The following is a 23,992-nucleotide window of genomic DNA, read 5'->3' on the forward strand; positions in this document are numbered from 1 at the left end:
CGTATTTTCCCGCTACTACACAGTATTTAAGGAATATCGATCATGGCTGCTAAAGAAGTTAAATTCGGCGATTCCGCCCGCAAGAAAATGCTCACCGGTGTCAACGTTCTGGCTGACGCGGTAAAAGCGACCCTGGGCCCGAAAGGCCGTAACGTGATCATCGAGAAGAGCTTCGGCGCTCCGACCATCACCAAGGACGGCGTTTCCGTTGCCAAAGAAATCGAGCTGAAAGATCGCTTCGAAAACATGGGCGCGCAGCTGGTCAAAGACGTTGCCTCCCGTGCCAACGATGACGCTGGCGACGGCACCACCACCGCTACCGTTCTGGCTCAGTCGATCGTCAACGAAGGCCTGAAAGCCGTCGCTGCCGGCATGAACCCGATGGACCTGAAGCGCGGTATCGACAAGGCCACCATCGCCATCGTCAAAGAGCTGAAGGGTCTGTCCAAGCCTTGCGCTGATTCCCGCGCCATCGCCCAGGTTGGCACCATCTCCGCCAACTCCGACAACTCCATCGGCGACATCATTGCCGAAGCCATGGAAAAAGTCGGCAAAGAAGGCGTGATCACCGTTGAAGAAGGCTCGGGCCTGGAAAACGAACTGTCGGTTGTTGAAGGCATGCAGTTCGACCGTGGCTACCTGTCCCCTTACTTCATCAACAAGCCGGACACCATGGTCGCCGAACTCGACGGCCCGCTGATCCTGCTGGTGGACAAGAAGATCTCCAACATCCGCGAAATGCTGCCAGTGCTGGAAGCCGTTGCCAAAGCCGGCCGCCCACTGCTGATCGTGGCTGAAGACGTTGAAGGCGAAGCCCTGGCGACTCTGGTTGTGAACAACATGCGTGGCATCGTCAAAGTCGCTGCCGTCAAGGCACCAGGCTTCGGCGACCGTCGCAAGGCCATGCTGCAGGACATCGCCGTTCTGACCGGCGGTACCGTGATCTCCGAAGAGATCGGCCTGAGCCTGGAAAGCACCACCCTGGAGCACCTGGGTAACGCCAAGCGCGTGATCCTGTCCAAAGAAAACACCACCATCATCGACGGTGCTGGCGTTGAAGCGGACATCCAGGCTCGTGTGACTCAGATCCGTCAACAAGTGGCCGACACTTCGTCCGACTACGACCGTGAAAAACTGCAAGAGCGTCTGGCCAAGCTGTCCGGCGGCGTTGCAGTGATCAAGGTTGGCGCTGGCTCCGAAGTTGAAATGAAAGAGAAGAAAGCCCGCGTTGAAGACGCCCTGCACGCTACCCGCGCAGCCGTTGAAGAAGGCGTGGTACCTGGCGGTGGCGTAGCCCTGATCCGTGCTCTGCAAGGCATCAGCGAACTGAAAGGCGACAACGCCGATCAGGACGTGGGTATCGCTGTACTGCGTCGCGCTATCGAAGCGCCGCTGCGCCAGATCGTTGCCAACTCCGGCGACGAGCCAAGCGTGGTGGTGGACAAGGTCAAGCAAGGCGCCGGCAACTTCGGCTACAACGCTGCTACCAGCGAATACGGCGACATGATCGAAATGGGCATCCTGGATCCAACCAAGGTGACCCGTTCCGCGCTGCAAGCCGCATCGTCCATCGGCGGTCTGATCCTGACCACCGAAGCCGCTGTTGCTGAAATCGTGGAAGACAAGCCTGCAGCTGGCGGCATGCCAGACATGGGCGGCATGGGTGGCATGGGCGGCATGATGTAAGCCAGCCTTACCCCTGTACTGAAAAAGCCCCGCCGGTGAAAGCCGGCGGGGCTTTTTTATGCCCGGGATATGGGGTACCTGAATCTTCGCGGGCCAGCCCGCTCCTACAACGATGGACCTCTGTAGGAGCGGGCTGGCCCGCGAACGGCTTCAGCGCAGGCTCAGCTCATCCGCCGCTGCCTTGGGCGCCTTCCAGCCCAGCAACTGCTGCTTGAAGCCATAACTGGCGCTCTGGTAGTAACTGATCCCGCGCTGGATCAGCGGGTCGCTGTCCGGCACTCGGGATTCCCGGCTGGCGCCCAGCGCCTGGTCATGGCGGCGCAGACCCTGGCGCGGGCTGAGAATCGCCAGGTCCTGTCCGTCGAACAGTCCCAGGTGCTGGTAGTTGCCCACCAGCACCCGAGGCGCTAGCGGGTTGTCCTGCAGCAGGTTGCGGCCGAAAAAGGTCGATTCGTAGTCCAGGTTCAACAAGCCCAGCAGGGTTGGCGCCAGGTCGATCTGACTGGCCAGCTGTGCACTTTCCTGTGCTGGAACCAGCTTGGGTGAATAGATGAACAGCGGAATCTGATAGTTGCTGATGGGCAGGTCTTCCTTGCCCGCGCTGCCCGCCGTGTGGTCGGCGACGAACACGAAGATCGTGTTGTCGAACCAGGGCTTTTGCCGTGCAGCCTTGAGGAACTCGCCGATGGCGTAGTCGGTGTATTTCACCGCGCCATCACGGCCATTGCCGGACTTGATGTCGATCCGCCCATCGGGGTAGGTGTACGGCCGATGGTTGGAGGTGGTCATCAGTTGCAGCAGGAACGGCCGCTGTTGCCCGTAGTCGGCATCGGCCAGCTTCAGGGTCTGGCTATAGAGGTCTTCGTCAGCCATGCCCCAGGCGTTCTTGAAGTGGATTTCGGATTCCTCGACGCTGCTCTGGTCCACCACCCGGTAGCCGTTGCCGCTGAAAAAGGCATTCATGTTGTCGAAATAGCCGCGCCCGCCGTACACGAACACGCTGTCGTAGCCCACGGCGCGCAGTTGCTGGCCCAAGCTGGCGAAGCCGCTTTCACGGCCGATGCGTTTGACGATCGAACGCCCGGGAGTGGGCGGGATCGCCAGGGTAATGGCTTCCAGGCCGCGGTCGGTGCGGGTCCCGGTGGCGTAGAAATTGTTGAAGTACAGGCTCTGCCGGCGCAAGGCATCGAGGTTGGGGGTCAGGTTGCGCTCGTCACCATTGCTGCCCATGTACTTGGCACTGAAACTCTCGAGGGTCACCAGGACGATATTCGGCGTGCGCGGTGTGCCCGGGTTATCGATGGCGCGGCGGATATCCAGCGGGTCCTGGCCAATGAAGCGGGCATTGGGCTCGTTCAGCTCGGCGCGCATCTGCCGCGCGACGATGTCGGCGGGCAGGCTGCGATAGAACTGTGAATAGTCCAGTTCGTTGTTGCGAAAGGCCGCAAAGAATTGATAGGGGCCGTTGCTCGCCAGCTCATTCTGATAGGCGTTGCCGCCCTGGGCTCGCGGACTGTCCTGGCTGAGCAGTTGCAGACTGGCAGCGGCCACCAGCAGCAGGCTCAGGGTGCTGAGCAGGCGACCGCGCAGGGACGGCAAAGGCGCGTTCAGCGCGGCCTGCAGTGGCCTGCGCAGGACCAGGCTGAGGATCACCGCCGCCAGGGCCAGCAGGCCCATTAGCAGGCCGATGGGGTAGGACTCGAGGATGTTGTTCATGACCTCGTCGGAATACACCAGGTAGTCGACGGCGATGAAGTTGAAACGCACGCCGAACTCGTCCCAGAACAACCATTCCGCCACGGCGGTGAAGAGCATGGCGAACAAGCTGATGCTGAACAGGCCCTGTATCAGCCAGCGCAGGCCGCGTCGGCGCCAGAGGCTTGTCGGGCACAGCAACAGGCCCAGCCCCAGAGGCAGGGCGGCGTAGGCCAGGAAGCCCAGGTCATAGAGCAGGCCGATGCCGAACACCGGCAGCCAGCCGCTACCGGCTTCGTTGAGGTGGGTCAGCAGGAGAATGCTGCGGGTCAGCAGGAAAATCGCCAGCCAGGTGCCGGTCAGTAGCAGTACCAGGCGCGCGGGCGCGGTCTTGAGAAGGTCCATCGAGGGGGGGTTCCTTGTGGGCAAACGGTCCGTAGTCTGAGGTTGTCCCTGTAGTCAGGTTGTGAGCCCACAGTGAAAAACTCGTCAAGGCATTGATCGGGCAACAGGTCTGCGGCAGCGGTCAGACAGGGCTGGCGGCGAGTCGGACTTGGCCTTAAGCTGCGCGGGCCAAGACGGCCGTAACTGTGTAGGGAGAGAGTTCCGATGCGAATTCTACTGGTTGAAGACAACCGCGATATTCTCGCCAACCTGGCTGACTACCTGGGGCTCAAGGGCTACACCGTGGACTGCGCCCAGGATGGTCTGTCCGGCCTGCACCTGGCGGCCACCGAGCACTACGACCTGATCGTGCTCGACATCATGCTGCCGGGAATCGATGGCTACACCCTGTGCAAGCGCCTGCGTGAAGATGCCCGGCGCGACACCCCGGTGATCATGCTCACCGCCCGCGACCAGCTGGATGACCGGCTGCAGGGCTTCAAGTCCGGTGCCGACGACTACTTGCTCAAGCCTTTTGCCCTCTCGGAACTGGCAGCGCGAATCGAGGCGGTGATGCGCCGTACCCAGGGCGGTGGTCGTCGAGCGCTGCAGGTCGGTGACCTCAGTTATGACCTCGACACCCTCGAAGTCACCCGCGAAGGGCGTCTGCTCAAGCTCAACCCGGTGGGCCTCAAGCTGTTGGCGGTGTTGATGCAGAAAAGCCCCCATGTCTTGCGCCGGGAAATTCTCGAAGAGGCCCTGTGGGGCGATGATTGCCCGGACAGTGACAGCCTGCGCAGCCATGTTCACCAACTGCGTCAGGTGATCGACAAGCCATTCGCCAAGCCGCTGCTGCATACCGTGCACGGTGTCGGCTACCGGCTGGCCGAGGGCCGTGATGGAGTTTAAGCAAAGCCTGGCCCAGCGCATCATCATCGCCTTTGCCTTGATGAGCGCATTGGTGGCAGGGGCCTTTGCCATGGGCATCGTGGCGACCGTGCATCTGGTGGAGGAAAAACTCATCTCCGCCGGCCTCGGGGGCGACCTGCAACGCTTGTTGCTGATGGACAACGTAGCGGACTGGAGCCACCGTCCCGAGCCCGACCAACTGTTCTACTACAGCGGCGGTCGCGGCGATTTCGAGTTGCCCAAGGACCTGCGCCATCTCGACCCGGGCTTCCATGAAGTGTTCCGCGAGCAGCTGTCCTACCACGCCATGGTCGAGGTGGTGGATGGCCGGCGTTACGTGCTGCTGCAGGATCAGAGCGATTTCGAAGAGCGTGAGCGGGTGCTGTTCGCCGTGGTACTGGTGGGGTTTGTCCTGAGCCTGGCGCTGGCGGTGTTCCTGGGCTGGATCCTGGCGCGCCGGGTGATGGCGCCTGTGGTGCGTCTGGCCCGCCAGGTACGGCATCGTGATCAGTTACTGGGGCTGGCGCCGCCGTTGGCGCCGGATTATGCCGCGGATGAGGTGGGCGAATTGGCCATCGCCTTCGACGCCACCCTGGGGCGCTTGCGTCAGGCCTTGAGTCGCGAACGGCTGTTCACCAGTGACGTCAGCCATGAATTGCGCACGCCGTTGATGGTGTTGGCCACCTCCTGTGAGCTGCTCCTGGAAAACCCCGGGCTGGACCAGCGCGGACGGGCTCAGGTGGAACGGATTGCCCGGGCCTGCGAGGAGATGCGCGAGCTGGTGCAGACCTTCCTGATGCTCGCGCGTGCCCAGCGAGAAGACGCCGGTATGTCGCCGCAACTGACCCTGACGCAAGCGGCCACCGATTTGATCGGCTTGTGGCGCGAGTCCATCGAGGGCAAAGGCATCGAGTTGATCTTCGAGCCCGGGCAGCCCGGCGACAATCGCTATAACGCCACCTTCCTGCATGCGGTGATGGGCAATCTTCTGCGCAACGCCTTGCACTACACCGAGCAGGGCTTTATTCGCCTGAGCCTTGAGCCGGGTGGGTTTGTGGTGGAAGACAGTGGGGTGGGCATTCCCGAAGAGAAGCGCGAGGCGATGTTCCAGCCCTTCGTGCGCGGCGATGAAAAGCGTGGTGAAGGCTTGGGCTTGGGGTTGTCCCTGGTTCAACGCATCTGTGAGAACCAGGGCTGGAGCGTCAGCCTCACCACCATGATCCCCAATGGCTGTCGTTTTCACGTGCGGCTGCAACCAGCCAATAGCTGAATTTCCTGATCCGGCCCTGCCATGCAGGGCCTGTCACTTGTCGTTTTTTGTTCCTCTGTGGCCCTAGGCCATTGCCGGCAGCCTGTAAAAACCTGAAATATCTTCCCGTCGGACGGTACGAAGTTTTCACACCGGGATGACCTGTCGCTGACATGCCGCTGCTTAAGGTGGCGTCATCAGCTACAGGAGACCTTGATGATGGCCAAGCCGATCAAGCTGGAATTTTCCGACAAGTACGATGCCCAACACGCCCAGGAATACCTGCAGAAACATCAGGATGGCCTGGCCCGTCGTTTGTCCCATTGGCGTGATGAACACCTGGCCCGCGCGGCCCTGGCCGCTGCTGGCGAGCCCGGGCTGGTGCTGGACCTGCCCTGTGGTGCGGGGCGCTTCTGGCCGTTGCTGGCGCAGAAGGCCAACCGGGTCATCATTGGCGCGGACAATTCTTCGGCTATGCTGAGCACCGCCATGGCGGCCCAGCCCGCCGACGTGGTGAGTCGGGTACGGCCTTTGCAAACGTCCGCCTTTGCCATCGATTTGCCGGACAACGCCGTGGACTGCATTTTTTCCATGCGGCTGTTGCACCATGTGGGCCAGGCCGAGCATCGTATGGCGCTGTTACGGGAGTTTCAACGAGTGACCCGCGACAGCGTGATTATCTCGCTGTGGGTTGATGGCAATTTCAAGGCCTGGAAACGCAAGCGCCTGGAGCGCAAGCGTTTGTCCGAATCGGGGCCAGAGGCTTACCAGAATCGCTTCGTGTTACCGGCCGCCACCGTCGAAAAAGAGTTCAGGCAAGCCGGTTTTCGTGTCCAGGAGCACCTGGATTTTGTTCCGCTCTACGCCATGTGGCGAGTGTACGTATTACGCAAGAGGTAACGGATGGCTGTTGAGTCTGCTTCGCAAATGGATGTTGCACCCTCGGATCGCTTCGATGATTTCTGGAACAGGCAAGGTGAATGGGTCGAGGAACCCAATCAGCGTCGAGGCGGTGAAAGCGGGGTACAGCGCATTGTGAGCAGCAGCGGCCGTCTGCTCTATGCCAAGCGACAGATCGGACACACCTATCGCAGCGTGCTGCATCCTTTCGGGCGACCGACCGTCTTGCGTGAACTCGCCGCGTTGCAAGGCCTGCGGCTGCTCGATGTGGGGGTTCCGGAACTGGTGTTCTGCGGCGCTCGGCGCGATCCGCAGAATCGCTGGCAAGCCTTGCTGGTGACGGCGGCGCTCGATGGCTATGTTGAAATCGACAACTGGTACGCCGCCGGTGAGCGTGAGCGCCATGGTGAAGCGTTCCATGAGCGGTTGCTGGAGGCACTGGCGGGGACCCTGGCGCGCATGCACAAGGGGCGCTGGCAGCATGGCTGCCTGTACGCCAAGCATATTTTCGTGCGGGTGGTGGGCGAGGGCGAGCAGGCCCGGCCACAGATCGCCTTGCTGGATTTCGAGAAGTGCCGGCAGCGTTTGAGCAGCCAGCGAGCAGCCGCCCACGACCTCAAGCAACTGCGCCGCCATTCGTCGTGGAACGACACGGATTGGCAAAAGCTCTACTACTTTTACAAAACGGCGTTTGGCAGCCCCATCAAAGGTTTATAGCTATGAAGCTAGAAATTGCACGAGGTGTTTTCCTGGCAGGAGCCTTGGCAGTTGCTTCCTTGGCCCTGGTTGTCTGGGAGCAGCCGCGAACGCAGGTGCTCAGTGCCGTTCAAGGGGAACATTGCCCTTTGCCGCGGGTTGCCAAATCGACAACCGCCGCCCGGCCCGATCATGACCTGCTGTTGTTCATGTTCGGCATGAGCCAGGGCTTGAAACCCCAGAGCTGAAGATCTTCTCCTGCCCAGCCAAAGGCCTCGCCATGCGAGGCCTTTGGCTTGTCTGGGGCTCAGGCTTTGGTGCCGGCCCGCGGGGGCTTTTCAGACCAGATGCAAATGGTTGTCCCAGAGCCCGGCAGGCAGTTCCAGGGGCTTTGCCACAATCTGCTGCTGACGACAGTCATAGAAGCGGCAGCGGCCTTGGCCCGAGGTCACCACGAAGCCATCGGCCACGGCGCCGACCCCGGCGCAGTCCGGCAGAGGCGCATCGACCCGCACCGCGCCAGTGTCCAGATCCCAGATGAAGAAGCGATTGCCCCTCGGGGCGGTCAGGGCCACCAGTCGCAGGTCGCTGTGCACGGCGACGCTGGCGGTGTAGTGCCCCATGGCCTGCAGCTGCTGTTCGGGGACCGGGAAAGGCGCAAAGGGCTGGCCCGGGCGCTTGATCGCCAGCAGCTCCGAGGATTCGTGGGCGGCGCCCATGAATTGCTGACCGGTGACAATCGTGCCGTCGCTGGCGATGCCCATGTGGCGCACGCTGTTCATCTGCTGGGCCAGGGTTTCCTTGCTCAGCAGGGTGCCATCACGCTGCATCAGCACCAGGCTCGGCTCCATGGCGTCGAGGTTCATCTCCACCCGGCTTTCGGCCTCGGTGCGGATACCACCGTTGGCCACCACCAGGGTTTCGCCGTCGGGCATCCAGGACACCTGGTGCGGGCCGATGCCATGGGTGGACAACTCGCCGCTGTGCACCAGGCGTTCGCCTTCAAAACGGTAGACCCCCAGCAGGCCGCGCCCCGGATCACGGGTGTCGTTCTCGGTGGCGTACAGCCACTGGCCGTCCTTGTGGATCACCGCGTGGCCGTAGAAATGCCGGTCGGGCTGCGAACTCAGGGTTTGCAGCAGGGTGCCGTCCCGCAGGTCGATCAGGTAGCTCTCGGTGCCCGGACGCCGGGCCACGAACAGCGCGATCGGCAGTTGTGGGTGGTTGATGATGTCATGGCAACGCTGGCCGACCTGGGTGGCAAACACCTGTTTACCGTCCAGCTGATAACCGACGGCGTAGTGCTTGCCGTCACCATCGTCCCTGGCCGACAGCAGCAGTGGCTGCTTGTCCTTTTGCTTGAACAGCGTCCAGCCACCCAAGGTCACCGCACTGAGCAGCAGGCTGCCCAGTGCCAAAGCCTGACGTCGCAGCATCATCAGTCACCGTCGTTGGCGTTGAAGCCCAGTTGGATGCCCAGCGCCTTGGCCAGTTCGCCTTCGTGCAAGCGGTGGACCACGTTGAGGCTGTCGTACAGATCGTTGAGTTGCTGGCGCCCGGCGTCGTCATTGAGCATTTCAGTGAGCGAGCGCTGGGTGCTGGCAAAGAGTTTCAGCGAGGCGGCGTAGGCGGCGTCGATCTTGTCGGCCAATGGCTTCTGCTCGGCAGGTAGCAGGCCCCGCAGGCCCTTGTTGTCGACCCCGGCCCAGACGGTCTGGGCGGCGCTGAGGCTGGCTTCCAGGCCCTGCAGGGACGATTGGCTACGCCAGGCGTCGGCTTGGAACGGCTGGGGGATGCCCTTGGTCTGGCGGCCCATCGGCGTGCCGAGTTTCTTCTTCAGGGTATCCAGGGCGGTGACCTGAACCCGCAGCAGGTCGGCGATGGCCTCGTGGGAGTCGGCGTAGCGCTGGTTGGGGAACTTGCTCATCTGCGCGAGCATGCCGTCGTTGGTGTTCCAACTCGACAGGATCTCTTCGGCCAGTTGTTTCTGGCGTTCACCGATGGCGGTCAGCAGCGGGCAGTAGCGGGCTTTCTGCGCGCTGTCGGCCATGTCGATCTTGCTGTCGAAGAGGATGTATTCGTAGGCCGACAGGCCTTGTACCACCACGCTGGACTTGGCCAGGTGCGGATTTCGGAGCACCGTGACCGGCCGTTTCGGTTGATCGTGACCGGTCATTTCGCTAACGCGTGACCGCTCATTTCGGTAGCAACGTGACCGATTTTCCGCCTGTTCCGAAACAGGTGGTCACGGCTTACCGAAATCGCCGGTCACGACTTAGCGAAAGCCTTCCCCTTCGTTGCGCATGACCTGATGCGCCGCCATCCTCGACCGATTTCGGGAGAGGAAGATGGCGGCGCCGCGAGTAGCCATGCGAAACATCAAAGAATGTCTGCGCCTCAAGTTTGAGGCCGGCTTGTCCCACGAGAAGATTGCCCGTGCCTTGCAGCTGTCCAAGGGCGTGGTTAGCAAGTACATCGCGGCGGCGCGGGTGGCCGGGCTGGACTGGCCGGCGCTGGTGGCCATGGACGAGGCCGCGCTGGCGGCCGCCTTGTTTGCACCGACGTCGACGAACAAGCCGCGCGGTGAGCGAGTGCTGCCCGATGTGCTGAGCATCCACCGCGAGTTGCGACGCAAGGGCGTGACCTTGCAGCTGCTGTGGGAGGAATATCTCGCCGCGCATGCGGGCCAGCCGACCTACCGCTACACCCAGTTCGTCGAGCACTACCGGCGCTACGCCCAGACGCTCAAACGTTCGATGCGTCAGCTGCACCGTGCGGGCGAGAAGCTATTCATCGACTATGCCGGGCCGACGCTGCCGGTGGTCGACCCGGCCACCGGCGAAGTGCGCCGGGCGCACATCTTCGTCGCCGCCCTGGGCGCCTCGAATTACACCTATGCCTGCGCGACGCCAGGCGAAACCCAGGTGGACTGGCTGACCTCGCTGGGCCAGGCTCTGACCTACTTTGGCGGCGTGCCGGAAATGGTTGTGCCGGACAATCCGCGCGCCCTGGTCGCCCAGCCGGATCGCTACGAGCCGGGCCTGAACCGGGCCACGCTGGAGTGCGCGCGTCATTACCAGACGGTGATCCTGCCGGCACGGCCACGCAAGCCTCAGGACAAGGCCAAGGCCGAGGTGGCGGTGCAGGTGGTCGAGCGCTGGATCATGGCGCGGCTGCGCCATCGGCAGTTCTTCAGCCTGCATGCGCTTAACCAGGCCATCGCCGAGCTGCTGGAGGATCTGAATCGGCGCCCGTTCAAGCGGCTCGATGGCTGCCGGCGCGACTGGTTCGAGCGCCTGGATCGCCCGGCCTTGCGAGCGCTGCCGGTGCATCCCTACGAGGTCGCCACCTTCAAGCGCTGCAAGGTCAGCATCGACTACCACATCGAGGTCAATGGCAGCTTCTACAGCGTGCCCTCCGCCCTGGCCCGGCAGAACGTGGACGTGCGACTGACGGCACACACCCTGGAAGTGCTGCATGGCAACCGGCGGGTGGCCAGCCACCTGCTGCTGGGGCGACGCGGCGCTTACAGTACCCAGCGCGAGCACATGCCCGCGGCGCACCAGGCGCATCGCGAATGGACGCCACAACGCCTGCTCGACTGGGGCGCGCGGATCGGCCCCTACACGCGCCAACTGATCGATCACCAACTGACCCACAAGCCGCACCCGGAGATGGGCTACCGCGCCTGCCTCGGCCTGCTCTCGCTGGCCCGGCGCTATGGCAATGCACGCCTGGAAGCCGCTGCCGAACGTGCCGTACACCTGCGCGCCTTCACCGGGCGCAGCGTGCGCAACCTGCTCCAGCAAGGCCTGGATCAACAGCCGCTGCCCCAGCGTGCCGCCGAAACGACCTTACCCGGCGACCACGAGAACGTCCGTGGCGCCGACTACTACCAACCCCCGCAACAGGAGCTGTTCGATGATGCCGCAACACACCCTGAATCAACTGCACCAGCTACGCCTGGACGGCATGGCCCGCGCCCTGGAAGAGCAATGGACGCTGCCGGCCAGCCACAGCCTGAGCTTCGATGAACGCCTCGGCCTACTGCTCGACCGCGAACTGGCCTGGCGTGACAACCAGCGCCTGGTACGGCTGCGCAAGAAGGCCAAGCTCAAGTACGCCAACGCCTGCCTGGAAGATCTCGACCGCCGCACCGGACGCGCCCTGGACGAGCGTCTGATCGCCACCCTGGCCAGTGGCGACTGGATCCGCCAGCAGCACAACCTGCTGCTGACCGGCCCGACCGGTGCCGGCAAAACCTGGCTGGCCTGCGCCCTGGGCAACCAGGCCTGCCGCCAGGGCTATAGCACCCTGTACCTGCGCACCCCGCGCCTGCTGGAACAACTGCGCATCGCTCATGGCGACGGCAGCTTCGGCCGTACCCTGCAACAGCTGGCAAAGGTCGACGTCCTGGTGCTGGACGACTGGGCGCTAGCCCCGCTGGAGGAAGGAGCCCGGCATGACCTGCTGGAGGTGATCGACGACCGCGCTGGCAGCCGCTCCACCATCCTGACGAGCCAACTGCCCATCGAGCACTGGCACGGCTGGATCAACGACCCGACCCTGGCCGATGCCATCCTCGACCGCCTGGTGCACAACGCCTACCGACTGACGATGAAAGGCGAGTCGCTGCGCCGAAAAAAAGCCGAGGAACAAGCCGCATCGTGACCGATGCGATTACAATCCAGAACCCGCGCAACCGGGGTGGAAGCACCGGTCACGTATTAGCGAAACGCTCGGTCACGTTCACCGAAATCCGCAGCCAGGGCCGCGGCATCGATCTGCGGGGTGGCGCTGACCAGTTGCTCGACCTGACGGCCCACCAGATTCTTCTTGTCCGGCCAGAACTGCACCTGCCAGGAGCGGTTGCCTTCGGCCAGCGGACCGATCAGCAGCGGCTGCAGCTCGGCCCAGGCCTTCTGCGCGTGGAGGAAATCGGCACGGGCGGTGTCCAGGCTTTGCTTGCCTTCACAGAACGCCAGGGCGCTGATGGCCAGCTGGCGGTCGGCATCGACCCAGCGGCTGTAGGTCGGCAGGATGACCTGCTTGGCGATGGCCGCCGAGGTCACGGCTTGTGGATCCTGGGGGGCGCAGGCGCCCAGAGCGAGTGCAGCCAGGCTGGTGAACAGCAGTTTGGGGCGGAACATGTTCGGGCTCCCTTTATTGTGGAAAAACGGTTGAGTCGAGCGTTATAGAGAATTCAGGAAGGCCAGCAGCGCGGCGCGCTGCTCGGCGTTGAACGCGAGCACCTGTTGCTTCGCGCCTTCGGCCTCGCCGCCATGCCAGAGCACTGCTTCCATCAGGTTGCGGGCACGGCCGTCATGCAGGAACTGGGTGTGGCCACTGACGGTTTCAGTCAGGCCAATGCCCCACAGGGGGGCGGTGCGCCAGTCGCGGCCACTGGCCTTGAACTCCGTGCGCTGGTCGGCCAGGCCTTCACCCATGTCATGCAGCAGCAGGTCGCTATAGGGGCGTATGACCTGGTTGGCCAATTCGGGTTCGGCGGCATCGGCTGCCGTGGTGAAACTCGGGGTGTGGCAGGACTGGCAACCGGCCTGGAAGAACAGGCTCTTGCCGGCCAGGACCTGGGGCGAGTCGACGTCGCGGCGCGCCGGTACCGCCAGGTTGCGGGTATAGAACAGCACCAGGCGCAGGATGTTGTCACTGACCTCCGGCTCGCCGTCCGGGCCGTTGCCGTTGGGCGCCTGCTTGCACGCGGTTTGCGCCTCGGTGCAGTCGTCGAAGGGCCGCAGACTCGTGGTCAGGCCCATGTCGCCGGAAAACGCATGAACATTTTGTTGATTGAGATTGGGTTGTCCGGCTTTCCAGCCAAAGCGCCCGAGCACGGTCTTTTGCTGGGCGTCATCCCAGACCCAGTTGGGGCGCCCGGCGATGGCCCGGTTGCCGGCAGCTGGTTGGGCGTTGGCGAGGATCGCCGCTTCGGGAATGGCTTCCAGCAGCCCCAGGCCGATCATCGGCGGCGCCACTCGGGCGGAGAACTGCGTCTCGGGGTGCATCGGGCCGTAACCCAGGTCGGTGATCTGCAGCCTGGGCTTGCGCAGCTCCACCTGGGTGCCGTCCTTGAACCGTACCGGCACGCTGTCGTAATCGACCCGGACCCGGCCTTCGGGAGCGACGCCGGGAATCGCCATGTCCTGCAACTGGCCGCCGTATACCGGTTCGGGCACCACGCCGAGCTGTTCGATGACCTTGGCGTAGGCCGGGGCATCCGGGATCGACAGGCGCACCAGCATGGACACCGCGTTCAGGGCATCCGGCGCGGGCGGATGGCCGCGGCCGTCCTTGATGTGGCAGTTCTGGCAGGCATTGGTGTTGAACAGCGGGCCCAGGCCGTCGCGGGCGGTGGTGGTGGAGGGGGCGATGACCCAGGGGTTGCGAAAGAAACTGTTGCCCACGCTGAAGTCCAGGCGTCGGGTGGCCGGCAGATTGGCCGAGGGCAGGGAAAACGCGTTGCGATCCGCCTTGTTGACCGTGGTGGCGCCGCCGGCGCGGGCTTCACCGGGTTCGGCCCGGGTAAAGCGTGGAGCGTCATCGCAGGCACTCAGGCCCAGGGCCATGATCAGAGCGAACCAGCGAAGCTGCGACGAAGGCATCGGACATCCTGCAAGACGAGCAAAACAAGGGCGCAAAGTCTAACAGGCTGCTGAAGTTTGAATAAGAGGAATTATCGTTTGGTTTGACGCAGGACAAGCTTGCCGAGGGACGGCTCACCCAAGGCGCTGCAGTCTCGCTGCGACAAAAAAGGCGACCCGAAGGTCGCCTTTTTGGCTCATGCGGCGCTGATCAGAACTCGTGATCGGCGTTGTCCGGGTTCAGGTCGCTGATGCCCAGTTTGCCGGCGGCCTGTTCGATCGAACCGGTCTGCTTGACCAGGGCGGCGATGGCGTCGCGCACGATCTGGTTGCCGGACTCGTTGCCTGCGGCGATCAGTTGGTCGTAGTGCTCACCCTTGTTGGCGTGGTCGACCATGATCTGGATCTTGGCTTCGGTAGCGGCCAGATCGGCTTTCAGGGCGGCGTCGGCTGCGGGGTCGGCCTTGGCCACCAGGGACGACAGGCTGGCGCCGGTCATCTTGGTGCCGTCGACACGGGTGTATTCGCCCAGGTAGACGTTGCGGATGCCCTTGGCGTCGTAGAAGTGCGAATTGTGGGTGTTGTCGCTGAAGCAGTCCTGTTCGTCTTCAGGCGAGTTGGCTTCCAGGGACACTTTCATCCGCTCGCCGGCCAATTCGCCCAGGGACAAGCTGCCCATGCCGAAGAGCATCTTGCGCAGGCCGGTTTCGGCCGGTTCCGCTTCCAGGGTGGCGCGGTAGTTGTCGGCCACGTCCGGTTTCCAGTTGCCGACCATTTCTTCCAGGTCGTTGACCAGCAGTTGGGTCACGGCTTTCAGATAGGCGCGACGACGATCGTTGTGGCCGCCGGTAGCACCTGCGCCTTCCAGATAGTCGGACGCCGGACGCGCGCCGGCGCCGGGACCGGTGCCGTTCAGGTCCTGGCCCCAAAGCAGGAATTCGATGGCGTGGTAACCGGTGGCGACGTTGGCCTCGGCACCGCCCAGCTCGTTCAGGCTGGCCAGGGTTTCCGGGGTGATGTCCTTCACGTCGATCTTGTCTTCGCCGACCTGGATCTGGGTGTTGGCGATGATGTTGGCGGTGGCGCCGGGGTTGCCCAGGGCGTGTTCATAGCTCTTGTCGACGTAGTCGATCAGGCCTTCGTCCAGCGGCCAGGCGTTCACCTGGCCTTCCCAGTCATCAATGATGGTGTTGCCGAAGCGGAACACTTCGCTCTGCAGGTAAGGCACGCGAGCAGCCACCCAGGCGGCCTTGGCGGCCTTCAGGGTTTCGTCGTTGGGCTTGGCGAGGAAGGCATCGATGGCGCTCTGCAGGGTTTTCGCGGTGGATTCGGCATCGCTGTAGACGGCAAAAACCATGTCGGCGTAATGCGCGACCACGGCCTTGGCTGCGGCTTCGTCGACCTTGCCGGCGGCGTCGTTGGCCGGGGTGGCGGTGCTGGCAGCCGGGGTCGGCGCTTGAGCGGCAGCCTTGTCGTCTTTGCCTTCGCCACAGCCGGCGAGGGAAATAGCGATGGCCAACAGACTGGCGGTAGCCAGAGGCATACGAATCATGGCGAACATCCTGCTTCGAGAGGGGGAGTGGACGGCGCGTGGGGCGCGCAAAACTGCGACATAATGCGAAAGATTTGCATTATGTGTAAAGGGTCGTGCCTGTAAATATTTCTTATTCAGCGCGGGATTGCGTCAGCCCGGGGACCGGCGCAATGCCCTGTTCAGAGGATGGCCGCGTTACTGCGCTGCGCCTGTTTCAGGTAGGCACTCAACTCCCGGGCTGGCAGGGGTTTGCTGTAGTGGTAGCCCTGACCTTCATGACAGCCTTCGGAGATGATGTAGGCCTCCTGTTCGGCGGTTTCCACGCCTTCGGCAATCACTTGCATGCCCAGGCTTTTGCCCAGTTGGATGATGGCGCGCACGATGGTGGCATCGTCGTCGTCATCCAGCAGGTCCTGCACGAAGCTCTTGTCGATCTTGATCTTGTCCAGGGGCAGGCTTTTTAGGTAGCTCAGGGACGAATAGCCGGTGCCGAAGTCATCGATGGCGATCAGCGCCCCGGAGCGGCGCAGGCTCAGCAGGTGCTGGGCGGCGGTGCTGATGTCTTCCATCAGGCCGGTTTCGGTCACTTCCAGTTCCAGGCTGCGGGGCGGCAGGCGGTAGATCTGCAGCAGGTTGTTGACCACCCGCGGCAGTTCGGCGTGGTGCAGTTGCACCGTGGACAGGTTGACTGCCATGCGCAGGTCGGTGAAGCCCATGTCGTGCCATTCCCGCAGTTGGCGACAGGCCTGGTCCAGCACCCATTCACCGATGGCGATGATGGTGCCGTTCTGTTCCGCCAGGGGGATGAACAGGTCCGGCGGCACCATGCCGTGCTCGGGGTGCTGCCAGCGGATCAGGGCCTCGACCCCCACTACCCGATGGTCGCGATAGCTGATCTGCGGCTGATAGACCAGAAAGAACTGTTCCCGGACCAGGGCCTCGCGCAGGTCCTTTTCCAGTTCCCGGCGCCGGCGCATCTCGCTGTCGACGCTGGCGATGTAGAACTGATAACGGTTGCGTGAGCGGCTCTTGGCCAGGGTCATGGTCTGTTCGGCTTTCTGAAGGAGTTTTTCCGTGCTGTCGCCGTCTTCCGGGAACAGGGTGATGCCAATGGTGGCGCGCAGGCGGATTTCCTGATGATCCAGAGCAAAGGTGGCTTCCAGGTCGTCGAGGATGCTTTGTGCCAGTTCCGCCGCTTCATAGGGCTGTTCGATATCGGCCTGGACCAGGGCGAACTGGTCGCCGCCCAAACGTGCCAGGGCGCCGAGACGGCCGCTGTGACCCCGCAGGCGGTCGGCCAGGGCCAGCAGCAATTGGTCGCCGGTCTGGTAACTGAACTGTTCATTGATGCCCTTGAAGTCGTCCAGACCGACACAGAGCACGGCGACCCTGCGTTGCAGGCGGCCGGCGTCCACCAGGATCTTGTCCAGTTGCTGTTGCAGTTGCTGGCGATTGGGCAGGCCGGTGAGGAAGTCGTATTGGGCCATGCGCAACAGGCTGTTTTCCGCTTCGTGGCGCAAATGGGTGTTGCGCTCGATGGAGGCCAGCAACTGGTTGGCGGTGTTGATCCAGATGCCCAGCTCGTTCTTTTCGTGGCCCTTGAGCAGGGGCAACTGGTGTTCACTGGGGCGGTCGGGATTGATGTTGGTCAGGTGCTCGATGATTCGTGACAGCGGCTTGGTCAGCAACCAGTGATAGACCAGATACAGCACCAGGCCCATGGCCAGGGCGCGCAGTACTCCTGAGACAAAGATGATCACCGAACTGATGATGAAATCCTGGCCATAGGTGGCGGTGTCCAGGGTAATGCTCAGGTCGCCGTAATACTCGCTGTAGGGCCCACGGCCAACCAGTTGGGTGGTGAAGGTACGTTCCTGGCCAAGGATCAGATCCGTCAGCCAGCGACTGGGGGAATGCTGCAGTTCGCGGGTTTTCTCCGCCAGCATGGTTTCGTTGGGGTGGCCAATGGAGGCCATGCGCACCGCGTCATCCTGGAACAGGCCTTCAATGACTTGCATGCCCATTTCCCGATCCAGGCTGTAGACAGCCTGTGTCGATGGGTCGCGAAACATGTCGAGAATGCGCTGGGCATCGTTAGCGACCGCCTGCCGGGTCTTGTAGGCGTCGAAGACGATCTGGGCGCAGCTCAGAACCACGCCGACGATGAGTGCCGACAGCAGCACAACCCGGAGCAACTTCACCGACAAGCTGTTTTTGAGTTCCAGCTTCAAAGGGCTATTCCTTGTTCCGTGCGTGTAGCGTCAAGTTGCCATGAGTATTGGCAATCCCGTGATAGCCGTCAAAGTGACATCAGCGCCGAAAACAGGACGTCTGCGGGCCGGGCCCGGGTGATCAGATTCAGGATTGCGCCAGCTGTGGATAGTGTGTCGGTAGCGACGCCTTGCAACTTGAGGGGCGGCGTTGTTTTTTGCATCAGATTAATCTTAGCGTCTCGGCTGGGCGGGACAAGATGCCAGCTTTGTCAGAGGCAAAAAAAACCCGGCCAGGCCGGGTTTTTTGTACTGCAAACGGACTTAAGCGACGAAGTTCTTGCCTTCGAACTGCTCAGCCACGAATTTCCAGTTGACCAGGTTCCAGAACGCTTCGACGTACTTGGGACGAACGTTGCGGTAGTCGATGTAGTAGGCGTGTTCCCAGACGTCGCAGGTCAGCAGCGGGGTGTCGCCGCTGGTCAGCGGGTTGCCGGCGCCGATGGTGCTGGCCAGGGCCAGGGAACCGTCGGCTTTTTTCACCAGCCAGCCCCAGCCGGAACCGAAAGTGCCAACCGAAGTCTTGGTGAATTCTTCTTTGAACTTGTCGAACGAACCGAATGCCGCGTTGATGGCATCAGCCAGGGCGCCGGTTGGTTGGCCGCCGGCGTTTGGCGCCAGGCAGTTCCAGTAGAAAGTGTGGTTCCAGACCTGGGCTGCGTTGTTGAAAATGCCGCCCGAAGAGGTTTTGACGATCTCTTCCAGAGTCTTGCCTTCGAACTCGGTGCCTGGCACCAGGTTGTTCAGGTTCACGACATAGGTGTTGTGGTGCTTGTCGTGGTGGTATTCCAGGGTTTCCTTGGAAATGTGCGGCTGCAGGGCGTCGTGTGCATAAGGCAGCGGCGGCAATTCGAAAGCCATGATGATTCTCCTAATCAGGTCAGTTGCGGTGAGCGCAAGGCCGATCACGGGCGGCCGGACATGCGCCGGGGAGTTTGTACTCTTTGCGGCGCAGGGATCGGATCATAGCACCGGGGGTGCGGCTTAACCACGCAACAACTGTGTGGGATAGAGGTTCCAGAGCCTTTTGCAATAAGTCATGCAGCGCTGATCAATTGCAACGCCACGCTGAACATCATCACCGCTACCAGCAGGTCGAGCACCCTCCAGGTGCTCGGTCGGGCGAGCCAGGGAGCCAGCCAGGCAGCACCCAGGGCCAGGGTGAAGAACCACAGCAGCGAAGCGCTGGCAGCGCCGACCACATAGGCGCCCGGTTCGGTCTGCTGAGCCCCCAGCGAGCCGATCAGCAGCACGGTGTCCAGGTACACGTGGGGGTTGAGCAGGGTTACCGCCAGGGCGCTGAGCATCACTGCCCGCAGGGAGCGCGCAGTCTGGCCTTCGCCCTGCTGCAGGCTTTGCCTGGCGCAGGCCCGGCGCAGCGCCTGGGCCCCATACCAGATCAGGAACGCCGCGCCGCCCCAGCGCGCCACGGCCAGCAGCATCGGGCTCTGGGCGAGCACCGTGGCTAGGCCGAATACGCCGGCGGCCACCAGCAGGGCATCGCAGGTGACGCACAGTGCCGCTACCGGCAGGTGGTGCTCACGGCGCAGACTCTGGGCCAGGACGAAAGCGTTTTGCGTACCGATGGCCATGATCAGGCCGGCGGCCACCAACAGGCCGTTGACATAGCTTTGCCACATGATTACTGCTCCTCGCCGGCGGCCAGTTGCTGCAGCACCTGCATGGCCCGCCGGGCATCGGCCTGGCCGACAAACAGGTGATCGTGGTAGTAGCCGGCGATCACGTTGCAACTGATCCCGGCCCGGCCCAGAGCGCCGGCAAAGGCGGCGGTCAGGCCCACCGCTTCGAGTGCCGAATGCACATTGAGGGTGATCCAGGCGGCGACATAATCGAAGACCAGTCCCAGGCGTTCGGCCTCCTGCCGCTGGATGATCACCGTCAGGCCTTCCTGTTCGCGAAAGCTGCCCAGCACCTCGGCGCCCTGCAGCAGGCTGTGGTCAGCGAGGCTACAGAACACGTATTCGCCGTCGTTGAGCTGCGGGCTCATGCTGCGCAGCAGGGTTGTGAGGGAAGTTTCACCGGCCATGAACAAAAATCCTTGAACTAAGAGGTATTACCGAGGCTTGAGGCTGGCTATTTTCCGGTTGCATGCCGTATAAGAAAAACCAATATTGCTGATCACTCATTAGGAAAAATGATGTTCGACTACAAGCTGCTTTCTGCCCTGGCTGCGGTGATCGAACAGGCAGGTTTCGAGCGGGCGGCCCAGGTGCTGGGGCTGTCGCAGTCGGCGATTTCCCAGCGCATCAAGCTGCTGGAGGCCCGGGTCGGGCAGCCGGTGCTGGTGCGGGCGACACCGCCGGCGCCCACGGAAATCGGCCGGCGCCTGCTCAACCATGTGCAGCAAGTGCGTCTGCTGGAGCGGGACCTGCAAAGCCTGGTGCCGACCCTGGATGAAGAAGGGTTACCGGAGCGCTTGCGCATTGCCCTCAACGCCGACAGCCTGGCCACCTGGTGGGCCCAGGCCGTGGGGGACTTCTGCGCCGAGCAGCACCTGCTGCTGGACCTGGTGGTGGAGGACCAGACCGTGGGCCTCAAGCGCATGCGGGCCGGGGAAGTGGCCGCCTGTGTCTGCGCCAGCGAGCGTCCAGTGGCGGGTGCCCGCAGCCTGCTGCTGGGGGCCATGCGCTACCGGGCCCTGGCCAGCCCGGCATTTATTGCCCGGCACTTTCCCCTGGGCGTGCGTGCCGAGCAACTGGCCCGGACCCCGGCGCTGGTGTTCGGTCCCGACGACTTCCTGCAGCATCGCTACCTCGCTTCCCTGGGCGTCAACGGCGGTTTCGAGCATCATCTGTGCCCGTCATCCGAGGGGTTCATCCGCCTCACCGAAGCCGGTCTAGGCTGGGGCCTGGTGCCCGAGCTGCAGGTTCGCGAGCAACTGCAGCGCGGTTCGCTGGTGGAGCTTTTGCCGGATAAACCCATCGATGTGCCGTTGTACTGGCATCATTGGCGCAACGGCGGGCAACTGCTCGGGTTGTTGACCGAGCACCTGGCCCGTCTATCTGCGCAATGGCTGGTGCCCTGGGAGCAGCCATAAGCGTCAAGCGACAAGCCGCAAGTAGACAGCTTGCGCACTGATTTTTAACTTGCAGCCTGTAGCTCCGGGCTCGTCACTGCTTTCTTAGGAAGATTTCATGAAGATTCTGGTTACCGGCGCAAGCGGCTTTATCGGCGGGCGCTTTGCTCGCTTTGCCCTTGAGCAGGGCCTGGAGGTGCGGGTCAATGGCCGGCGTGCCGAAGCGGTGGAGCATCTGGTGCGCCGTGGCGCGCAGTTCATCCCGGGCGACTTGAGCGATGCCGATCTGGTCCGCGAGTTGTGCCGCGACGTTGATACCGTGGTGCATTGCGCCGGTGCCGTGGGCCTGTGGGGGCGCTATCAGGACTTCCACCTGGGCAATGTGCTGGTCACCGAGAACGTGGTCGAAGCCTGCCTCAAACAGCGGGTGCAACGCCTGGTGCACCTGTCTTCGCCGTCGGTCTATTTTGATGGTCGCGATCATCTGGGGCTGACCGAGGAACAGGTGCCCAAGCGCTTCAAGCACCCGTATGCGGCCACCAAGTACCTGGCCGAGCAGAAGGTCTTCGGCGCCCAGGAGTTCGGCCTGGAGGTGATTGCCTTGCGCCCGCGCTTTGTCACGGGTGCCGGCGACATGAGTATCTTTCCGCGGCTGTTGAAGATGCAGCGCAAAGGTCGCCTGGCCATCGTCGGCAATGGCCTGAACAAGGTCGACTTCACCAGCGTGCACAACCTTAACGAGGCCCTGTTCAGCAGCCTGCAGGTCGGCGGCTCGGCCCTGGGCAAGGTCTACAACATCAGCAACGGCGCGCCGGTGCCGCTGTGGGACGTGGTCAACTACGTGATGCGCCAGATGCAGGTGCCGCAAGTCACCCGCTATCGCTCCTTTGGCCTGGCCTACAGCGTCGCGGCGCTCAACGAGGGGTTCTGCAAACTCTGGCCCGGGCGCCCGGAGCCCACGCTGTCGCGCCTGGGCATGCAGGTCATGGACAAGAACTTCACCCTGGACATCAGTCGTGCCCGGCATTATCTGGGGTATGAGCCCAAGGTCAGTCTTTGGGCCGCCCTGGATGAGTTCTGCACCTGGTGGAAGGCTCAGGACATAAGCTGAAATCAAAGACTGAACCCTGTTTGCCCGGTCCGGTCCATTGGCCGGGCTGATTAGCGGTTTATACTCGCCGCACTCAGCCATCACCGCGGTCCATAAAGGTTGCCCCATGCGTAACGATGCACACGATGACTTCGATGACGTTCCAAGTCTGCGCGCCGATCCCCTCGACGACGATGTCTTCCCCACCACCCATGCTGCCCGCGAACGCACCACCGTGCATTCGCGCAGCACCCCGGTGGTCAAGGTCAAGAGTCCCAGCACTGGTCCTTTGTGGGCACTGGTCGGTGCGCTGTTCTTTGCCTTCATCGGTCTGGCCTGGTGGAGCTTCCAGCAGATCTCGTTGATGGAGCAGCAACTGGTGGCGACCCAGGAAAGCTTCGCCAGGATCAGCGAAGAGGCCGCCGGCCGCTTGCAGGACATTTCCGGCAAGGTGGTGGCCAGCCAGACCAATGTCACCACTGACAGCGAAGCGTTGAAACTGCAGATCAAGCAGTTGGAAAACCGCTTGCAGGACCAGAGCCGACAGCAGCAGGGGGTGGCGGGCCAGGCTACCGACCTGGACAAGCGCCTGGCACAGATGAGTGCCCAGACCAGCGAACAGCAGGCGGCCAACAGCCAGTTGCAGGCCCAGGTAAAAGCCCTGAGTGCTGAGCTGGCGAGCCTCAAGGGCGCCCAGGGCGATGCCGGCAAGCTCGATGCCCAGCTCAAGAGTCTGAATGCCGATCTGGCTGCGCTGAAAAAACAGGGCAACCCGAGCGCCGCCATCGAGCGCCTGGAGCAGGAGCTGGTGGTGCTCAAGAGTGAACAGGACAATCGTCCCGCCGCCGCGCAGAACGGCGCCAGTACTGCCGAGTTCGATGCCTTCCGTGGTCAGGTCACCCGCAACATCAATACCCTGCAAAGCCAGATTCAGAACCTGCAGCAGCAGATCAACAACCGCCCTTGAAGGCTCAGCCCTCCCGTTGCCCGTGGCGTCGGGGAGGGCCAGCCAGGGTTTGCTGAATACTCGACCATATCCTGCCGCCGTCTACGCTCTTCACACGCCAACGTGAACGAGGAGCGAGCGATGAGGCGAGTGAGGAAAACTACCTGGCTGGGATGGCTGTTGTGCCTATGCATCGGATCGCTGCAGGCGGCGGTACCGGCGGCCGATGATGGAGTGGCGGCCCGCGCGTTGCTGGAAAAGGCCCTGCGCCATTACCACGACCAGGGTGACAAGGCGTTCGCGGCGTTCAGTCGTCAGGGTGAGTTCGTCGATCGTGATCGCTATGTGTTCGTGGTCGATACCCGGGGCGTGATGCTGGCCAGCGGTGGCCCTTCGTCGGCGCTGATTGGCCGTGATGTCTCCGAGGTACTGGGGCCGGACCTGCGCAAGGCGTTCAAGGACGCGCTGAAGATTCCCGAGGCCAATGGCATCCAGCAGGCCGAATACCGCTGGCAGAACTGGGCCGACGGCAAGATCGAGCGCAAGCATGTGTATTTCCAGCGTATCGGCGAGCGCATCCTGGCGGTGGGGTACTACCTGCCACGGGCCTCGGCCGACCAGGCCAAGGCCTTGCTGGAGCGGGCGGCCACGGCCTTGGAACGCGATCGCGCGGGCACCCTCAAAGCCATCAATGATCTGCGGGGCGGGTTTCTCGAAGACGATTTGTATGTGTTCGTGGTCGACCTCGACAGCCGGCGCTATCTGGCCCACGGCACCAACCTGCGGCTGCTCAACACCGATTTCGCCAAGGTCAGGGATCCCGAGGGCAAGCCGGTGGGGGAACCGATCCTGGCGCTCATGGCTCGCCAGGACCAGGGGGAATACCAGTACCGCTGGAAGAATCCGGTGACCGGCAAGGTCGAAGACAAGCACGCCTTTCTGCGCAAGGTGGGCCGGTTGCTGGTGGCGGTGGGGTACTACAGCCCCTGAGTCGCGGTTC

Annotated in this window: 20 protein-coding genes and 2 pseudogenes; 12 read left to right on the forward strand and 10 right to left on the reverse strand. The window is 62.9% G+C overall.

Annotation, left to right across the window (positions count from 1 at the left end; genetic code table 11):
- The first annotated feature begins 42 nt into the window (after positions 1-42).
- The gene (gene groL / locus BLV47_RS06065; protein WP_092311049.1) at positions 43-1,686 is read left to right on the forward strand and encodes a chaperonin GroEL; all 1,644 of its coding nucleotides are present in this window, start codon (positions 43-45) and stop codon (positions 1,684-1,686) included.
- A gap of 150 nt (positions 1,687-1,836) precedes the next feature.
- Here groL and BLV47_RS06070 read toward each other — a convergent pair whose 3' ends face one another.
- Entirely contained in the window at positions 1,837-3,786 is a 1,950-nt protein-coding gene (locus BLV47_RS06070; RefSeq protein ID WP_092311052.1) for an LTA synthase family protein, read from the reverse strand.
- Positions 3,787-3,990: 204 nt separating this feature from the next.
- On the opposite strand from BLV47_RS06070, the gene colR reads away from it, so the two are divergent.
- The 5 genes from colR (at position 3,991) to BLV47_RS06095 (ending at position 7,767) form a co-directional block, all read left to right on the forward strand.
- Positions 3,991-4,674 carry a two-component system response regulator ColR gene (gene colR, locus BLV47_RS06075; protein ID WP_047305857.1) on the forward strand — a complete coding sequence of 228 codons (684 nt, stop codon included), beginning with the start codon at positions 3,991-3,993 and terminating at the stop codon, positions 4,672-4,674.
- Positions 4,664-5,944, forward strand: coding sequence for a sensor histidine kinase (locus BLV47_RS06080; protein WP_092311055.1), 1,281 nt, complete (start codon positions 4,664-4,666; stop codon positions 5,942-5,944). The genes colR and BLV47_RS06080 overlap by 11 nt, the downstream gene beginning before the upstream one ends.
- A gap of 198 nt (positions 5,945-6,142) precedes the next feature.
- Positions 6,143-6,823 (forward strand): class I SAM-dependent methyltransferase, encoded by a 681-nt coding sequence (locus BLV47_RS06085; protein WP_092317064.1) that lies wholly within the window; start codon positions 6,143-6,145, stop codon positions 6,821-6,823.
- Between the two features lie 3 nt (positions 6,824-6,826).
- Positions 6,827-7,540, forward strand: a complete 714-nt coding sequence (locus BLV47_RS06090) for a lipopolysaccharide kinase InaA family protein (RefSeq protein WP_092311058.1) — start codon at positions 6,827-6,829, stop codon at positions 7,538-7,540.
- Positions 7,541-7,542: 2 nt separating this feature from the next.
- Positions 7,543-7,767, forward strand: a complete 225-nt coding sequence (locus BLV47_RS06095; RefSeq protein WP_092311061.1) for a hypothetical protein — start codon at positions 7,543-7,545, stop codon at positions 7,765-7,767.
- Positions 7,768-7,857: 90 nt separating this feature from the next.
- On the opposite strand, the gene BLV47_RS06100 is transcribed toward BLV47_RS06095, so the two are convergent.
- Both BLV47_RS06100 and BLV47_RS06105 read right to left on the reverse strand, forming a co-directional pair.
- Positions 7,858-8,955 (reverse strand): DUF1513 domain-containing protein, encoded by a 1,098-nt coding sequence (locus BLV47_RS06100; RefSeq protein WP_092317067.1) that lies wholly within the window; start codon positions 8,953-8,955, stop codon positions 7,858-7,860.
- 2 nt (positions 8,956-8,957) lie between these two features.
- Positions 8,958-9,641, reverse strand: a pseudogene (locus BLV47_RS06105) (imelysin family protein); the annotation flags it as partial.
- A gap of 226 nt (positions 9,642-9,867) precedes the next feature.
- On the opposite strand from BLV47_RS06105, the gene istA reads away from it, so the two are divergent.
- Positions 9,868-11,553, forward strand: a complete 1,686-nt coding sequence (gene istA, locus BLV47_RS06110) for an IS21 family transposase (RefSeq protein WP_062838241.1) — start codon at positions 9,868-9,870, stop codon at positions 11,551-11,553.
- On the forward strand, positions 11,441-12,190 hold the full coding sequence (gene istB, locus BLV47_RS06115; RefSeq protein ID WP_062838242.1) for an IS21-like element IS1474 family helper ATPase IstB: 750 nt from the start codon (positions 11,441-11,443) through the stop codon (positions 12,188-12,190). Before istA ends, istB begins: the two co-directional genes overlap by 113 nt.
- A 92-nt stretch (positions 12,191-12,282) precedes the next feature.
- Here the strand turns inward: istB and BLV47_RS06120 are convergent.
- The 7 genes and pseudogenes from BLV47_RS06120 to BLV47_RS06150 form a co-directional block, all read right to left on the reverse strand.
- Positions 12,283-12,669: pseudogene (locus tag BLV47_RS06120) on the reverse strand (imelysin family protein); the annotation flags it as partial.
- A 42-nt stretch (positions 12,670-12,711) separates the two neighbouring features.
- On the reverse strand, positions 12,712-14,136 hold the full coding sequence (locus BLV47_RS06125) for a di-heme oxidoreductase family protein (protein WP_092311064.1): 1,425 nt from the start codon (positions 14,134-14,136) through the stop codon (positions 12,712-12,714).
- 190 nt (positions 14,137-14,326) lie between these two features.
- The gene (locus tag BLV47_RS06130; RefSeq protein WP_092317070.1) at positions 14,327-15,667 is read right to left on the reverse strand and encodes an imelysin family protein; all 1,341 of its coding nucleotides are present in this window, start codon (positions 15,665-15,667) and stop codon (positions 14,327-14,329) included.
- Between the two features lie 161 nt (positions 15,668-15,828).
- Positions 15,829-17,880: a putative bifunctional diguanylate cyclase/phosphodiesterase gene (locus tag BLV47_RS06135; protein ID WP_092311067.1), complete on the reverse strand. Its 2,052-nt coding sequence runs from the start codon at positions 17,878-17,880 to the stop codon at positions 15,829-15,831.
- A gap of 303 nt (positions 17,881-18,183) precedes the next feature.
- Positions 18,184-18,780 (reverse strand): superoxide dismutase, encoded by a 597-nt coding sequence (locus BLV47_RS06140; protein WP_016966196.1) that lies wholly within the window; start codon positions 18,778-18,780, stop codon positions 18,184-18,186.
- Between the two features lie 176 nt (positions 18,781-18,956).
- Positions 18,957-19,559 carry a LysE/ArgO family amino acid transporter gene (locus tag BLV47_RS06145; RefSeq protein WP_092311070.1) on the reverse strand — a complete coding sequence of 201 codons (603 nt, stop codon included), beginning with the start codon at positions 19,557-19,559 and terminating at the stop codon, positions 18,957-18,959.
- Between the two features lie 2 nt (positions 19,560-19,561).
- Complete coding sequence (locus BLV47_RS06150; protein ID WP_092311074.1) at positions 19,562-19,966, reverse strand: ACT domain-containing protein; 405 nt, start codon at positions 19,964-19,966, stop codon at positions 19,562-19,564.
- Between the two features lie 111 nt (positions 19,967-20,077).
- On the opposite strand from BLV47_RS06150, the gene BLV47_RS06155 reads away from it, so the two are divergent.
- From BLV47_RS06155 to BLV47_RS06170, 4 genes are all read left to right on the forward strand, one after another.
- Positions 20,078-20,977, forward strand: coding sequence for a LysR family transcriptional regulator ArgP (locus BLV47_RS06155; protein WP_092311077.1), 900 nt, complete (start codon positions 20,078-20,080; stop codon positions 20,975-20,977).
- Positions 20,978-21,074: 97 nt separating this feature from the next.
- Positions 21,075-22,067: an NAD-dependent epimerase/dehydratase family protein gene (locus BLV47_RS06160; RefSeq protein ID WP_092311080.1), complete on the forward strand. Its 993-nt coding sequence runs from the start codon at positions 21,075-21,077 to the stop codon at positions 22,065-22,067.
- Between the two features lie 106 nt (positions 22,068-22,173).
- The gene (locus tag BLV47_RS06165; protein ID WP_092311083.1) at positions 22,174-23,013 is read left to right on the forward strand and encodes an ATPase; all 840 of its coding nucleotides are present in this window, start codon (positions 22,174-22,176) and stop codon (positions 23,011-23,013) included.
- 120 nt (positions 23,014-23,133) lie between these two features.
- Positions 23,134-23,982, forward strand: a complete 849-nt coding sequence (locus BLV47_RS06170; protein ID WP_092311086.1) for a cache domain-containing protein — start codon at positions 23,134-23,136, stop codon at positions 23,980-23,982.
- The last annotated feature ends 10 nt before the right edge of the window (positions 23,983-23,992 follow it).

The sequence above is a fragment of the Pseudomonas saponiphila genome, from assembly GCF_900105185.1.
GTDB classification, from domain to species: domain Bacteria; phylum Pseudomonadota; class Gammaproteobacteria; order Pseudomonadales; family Pseudomonadaceae; genus Aquipseudomonas; species Aquipseudomonas saponiphila.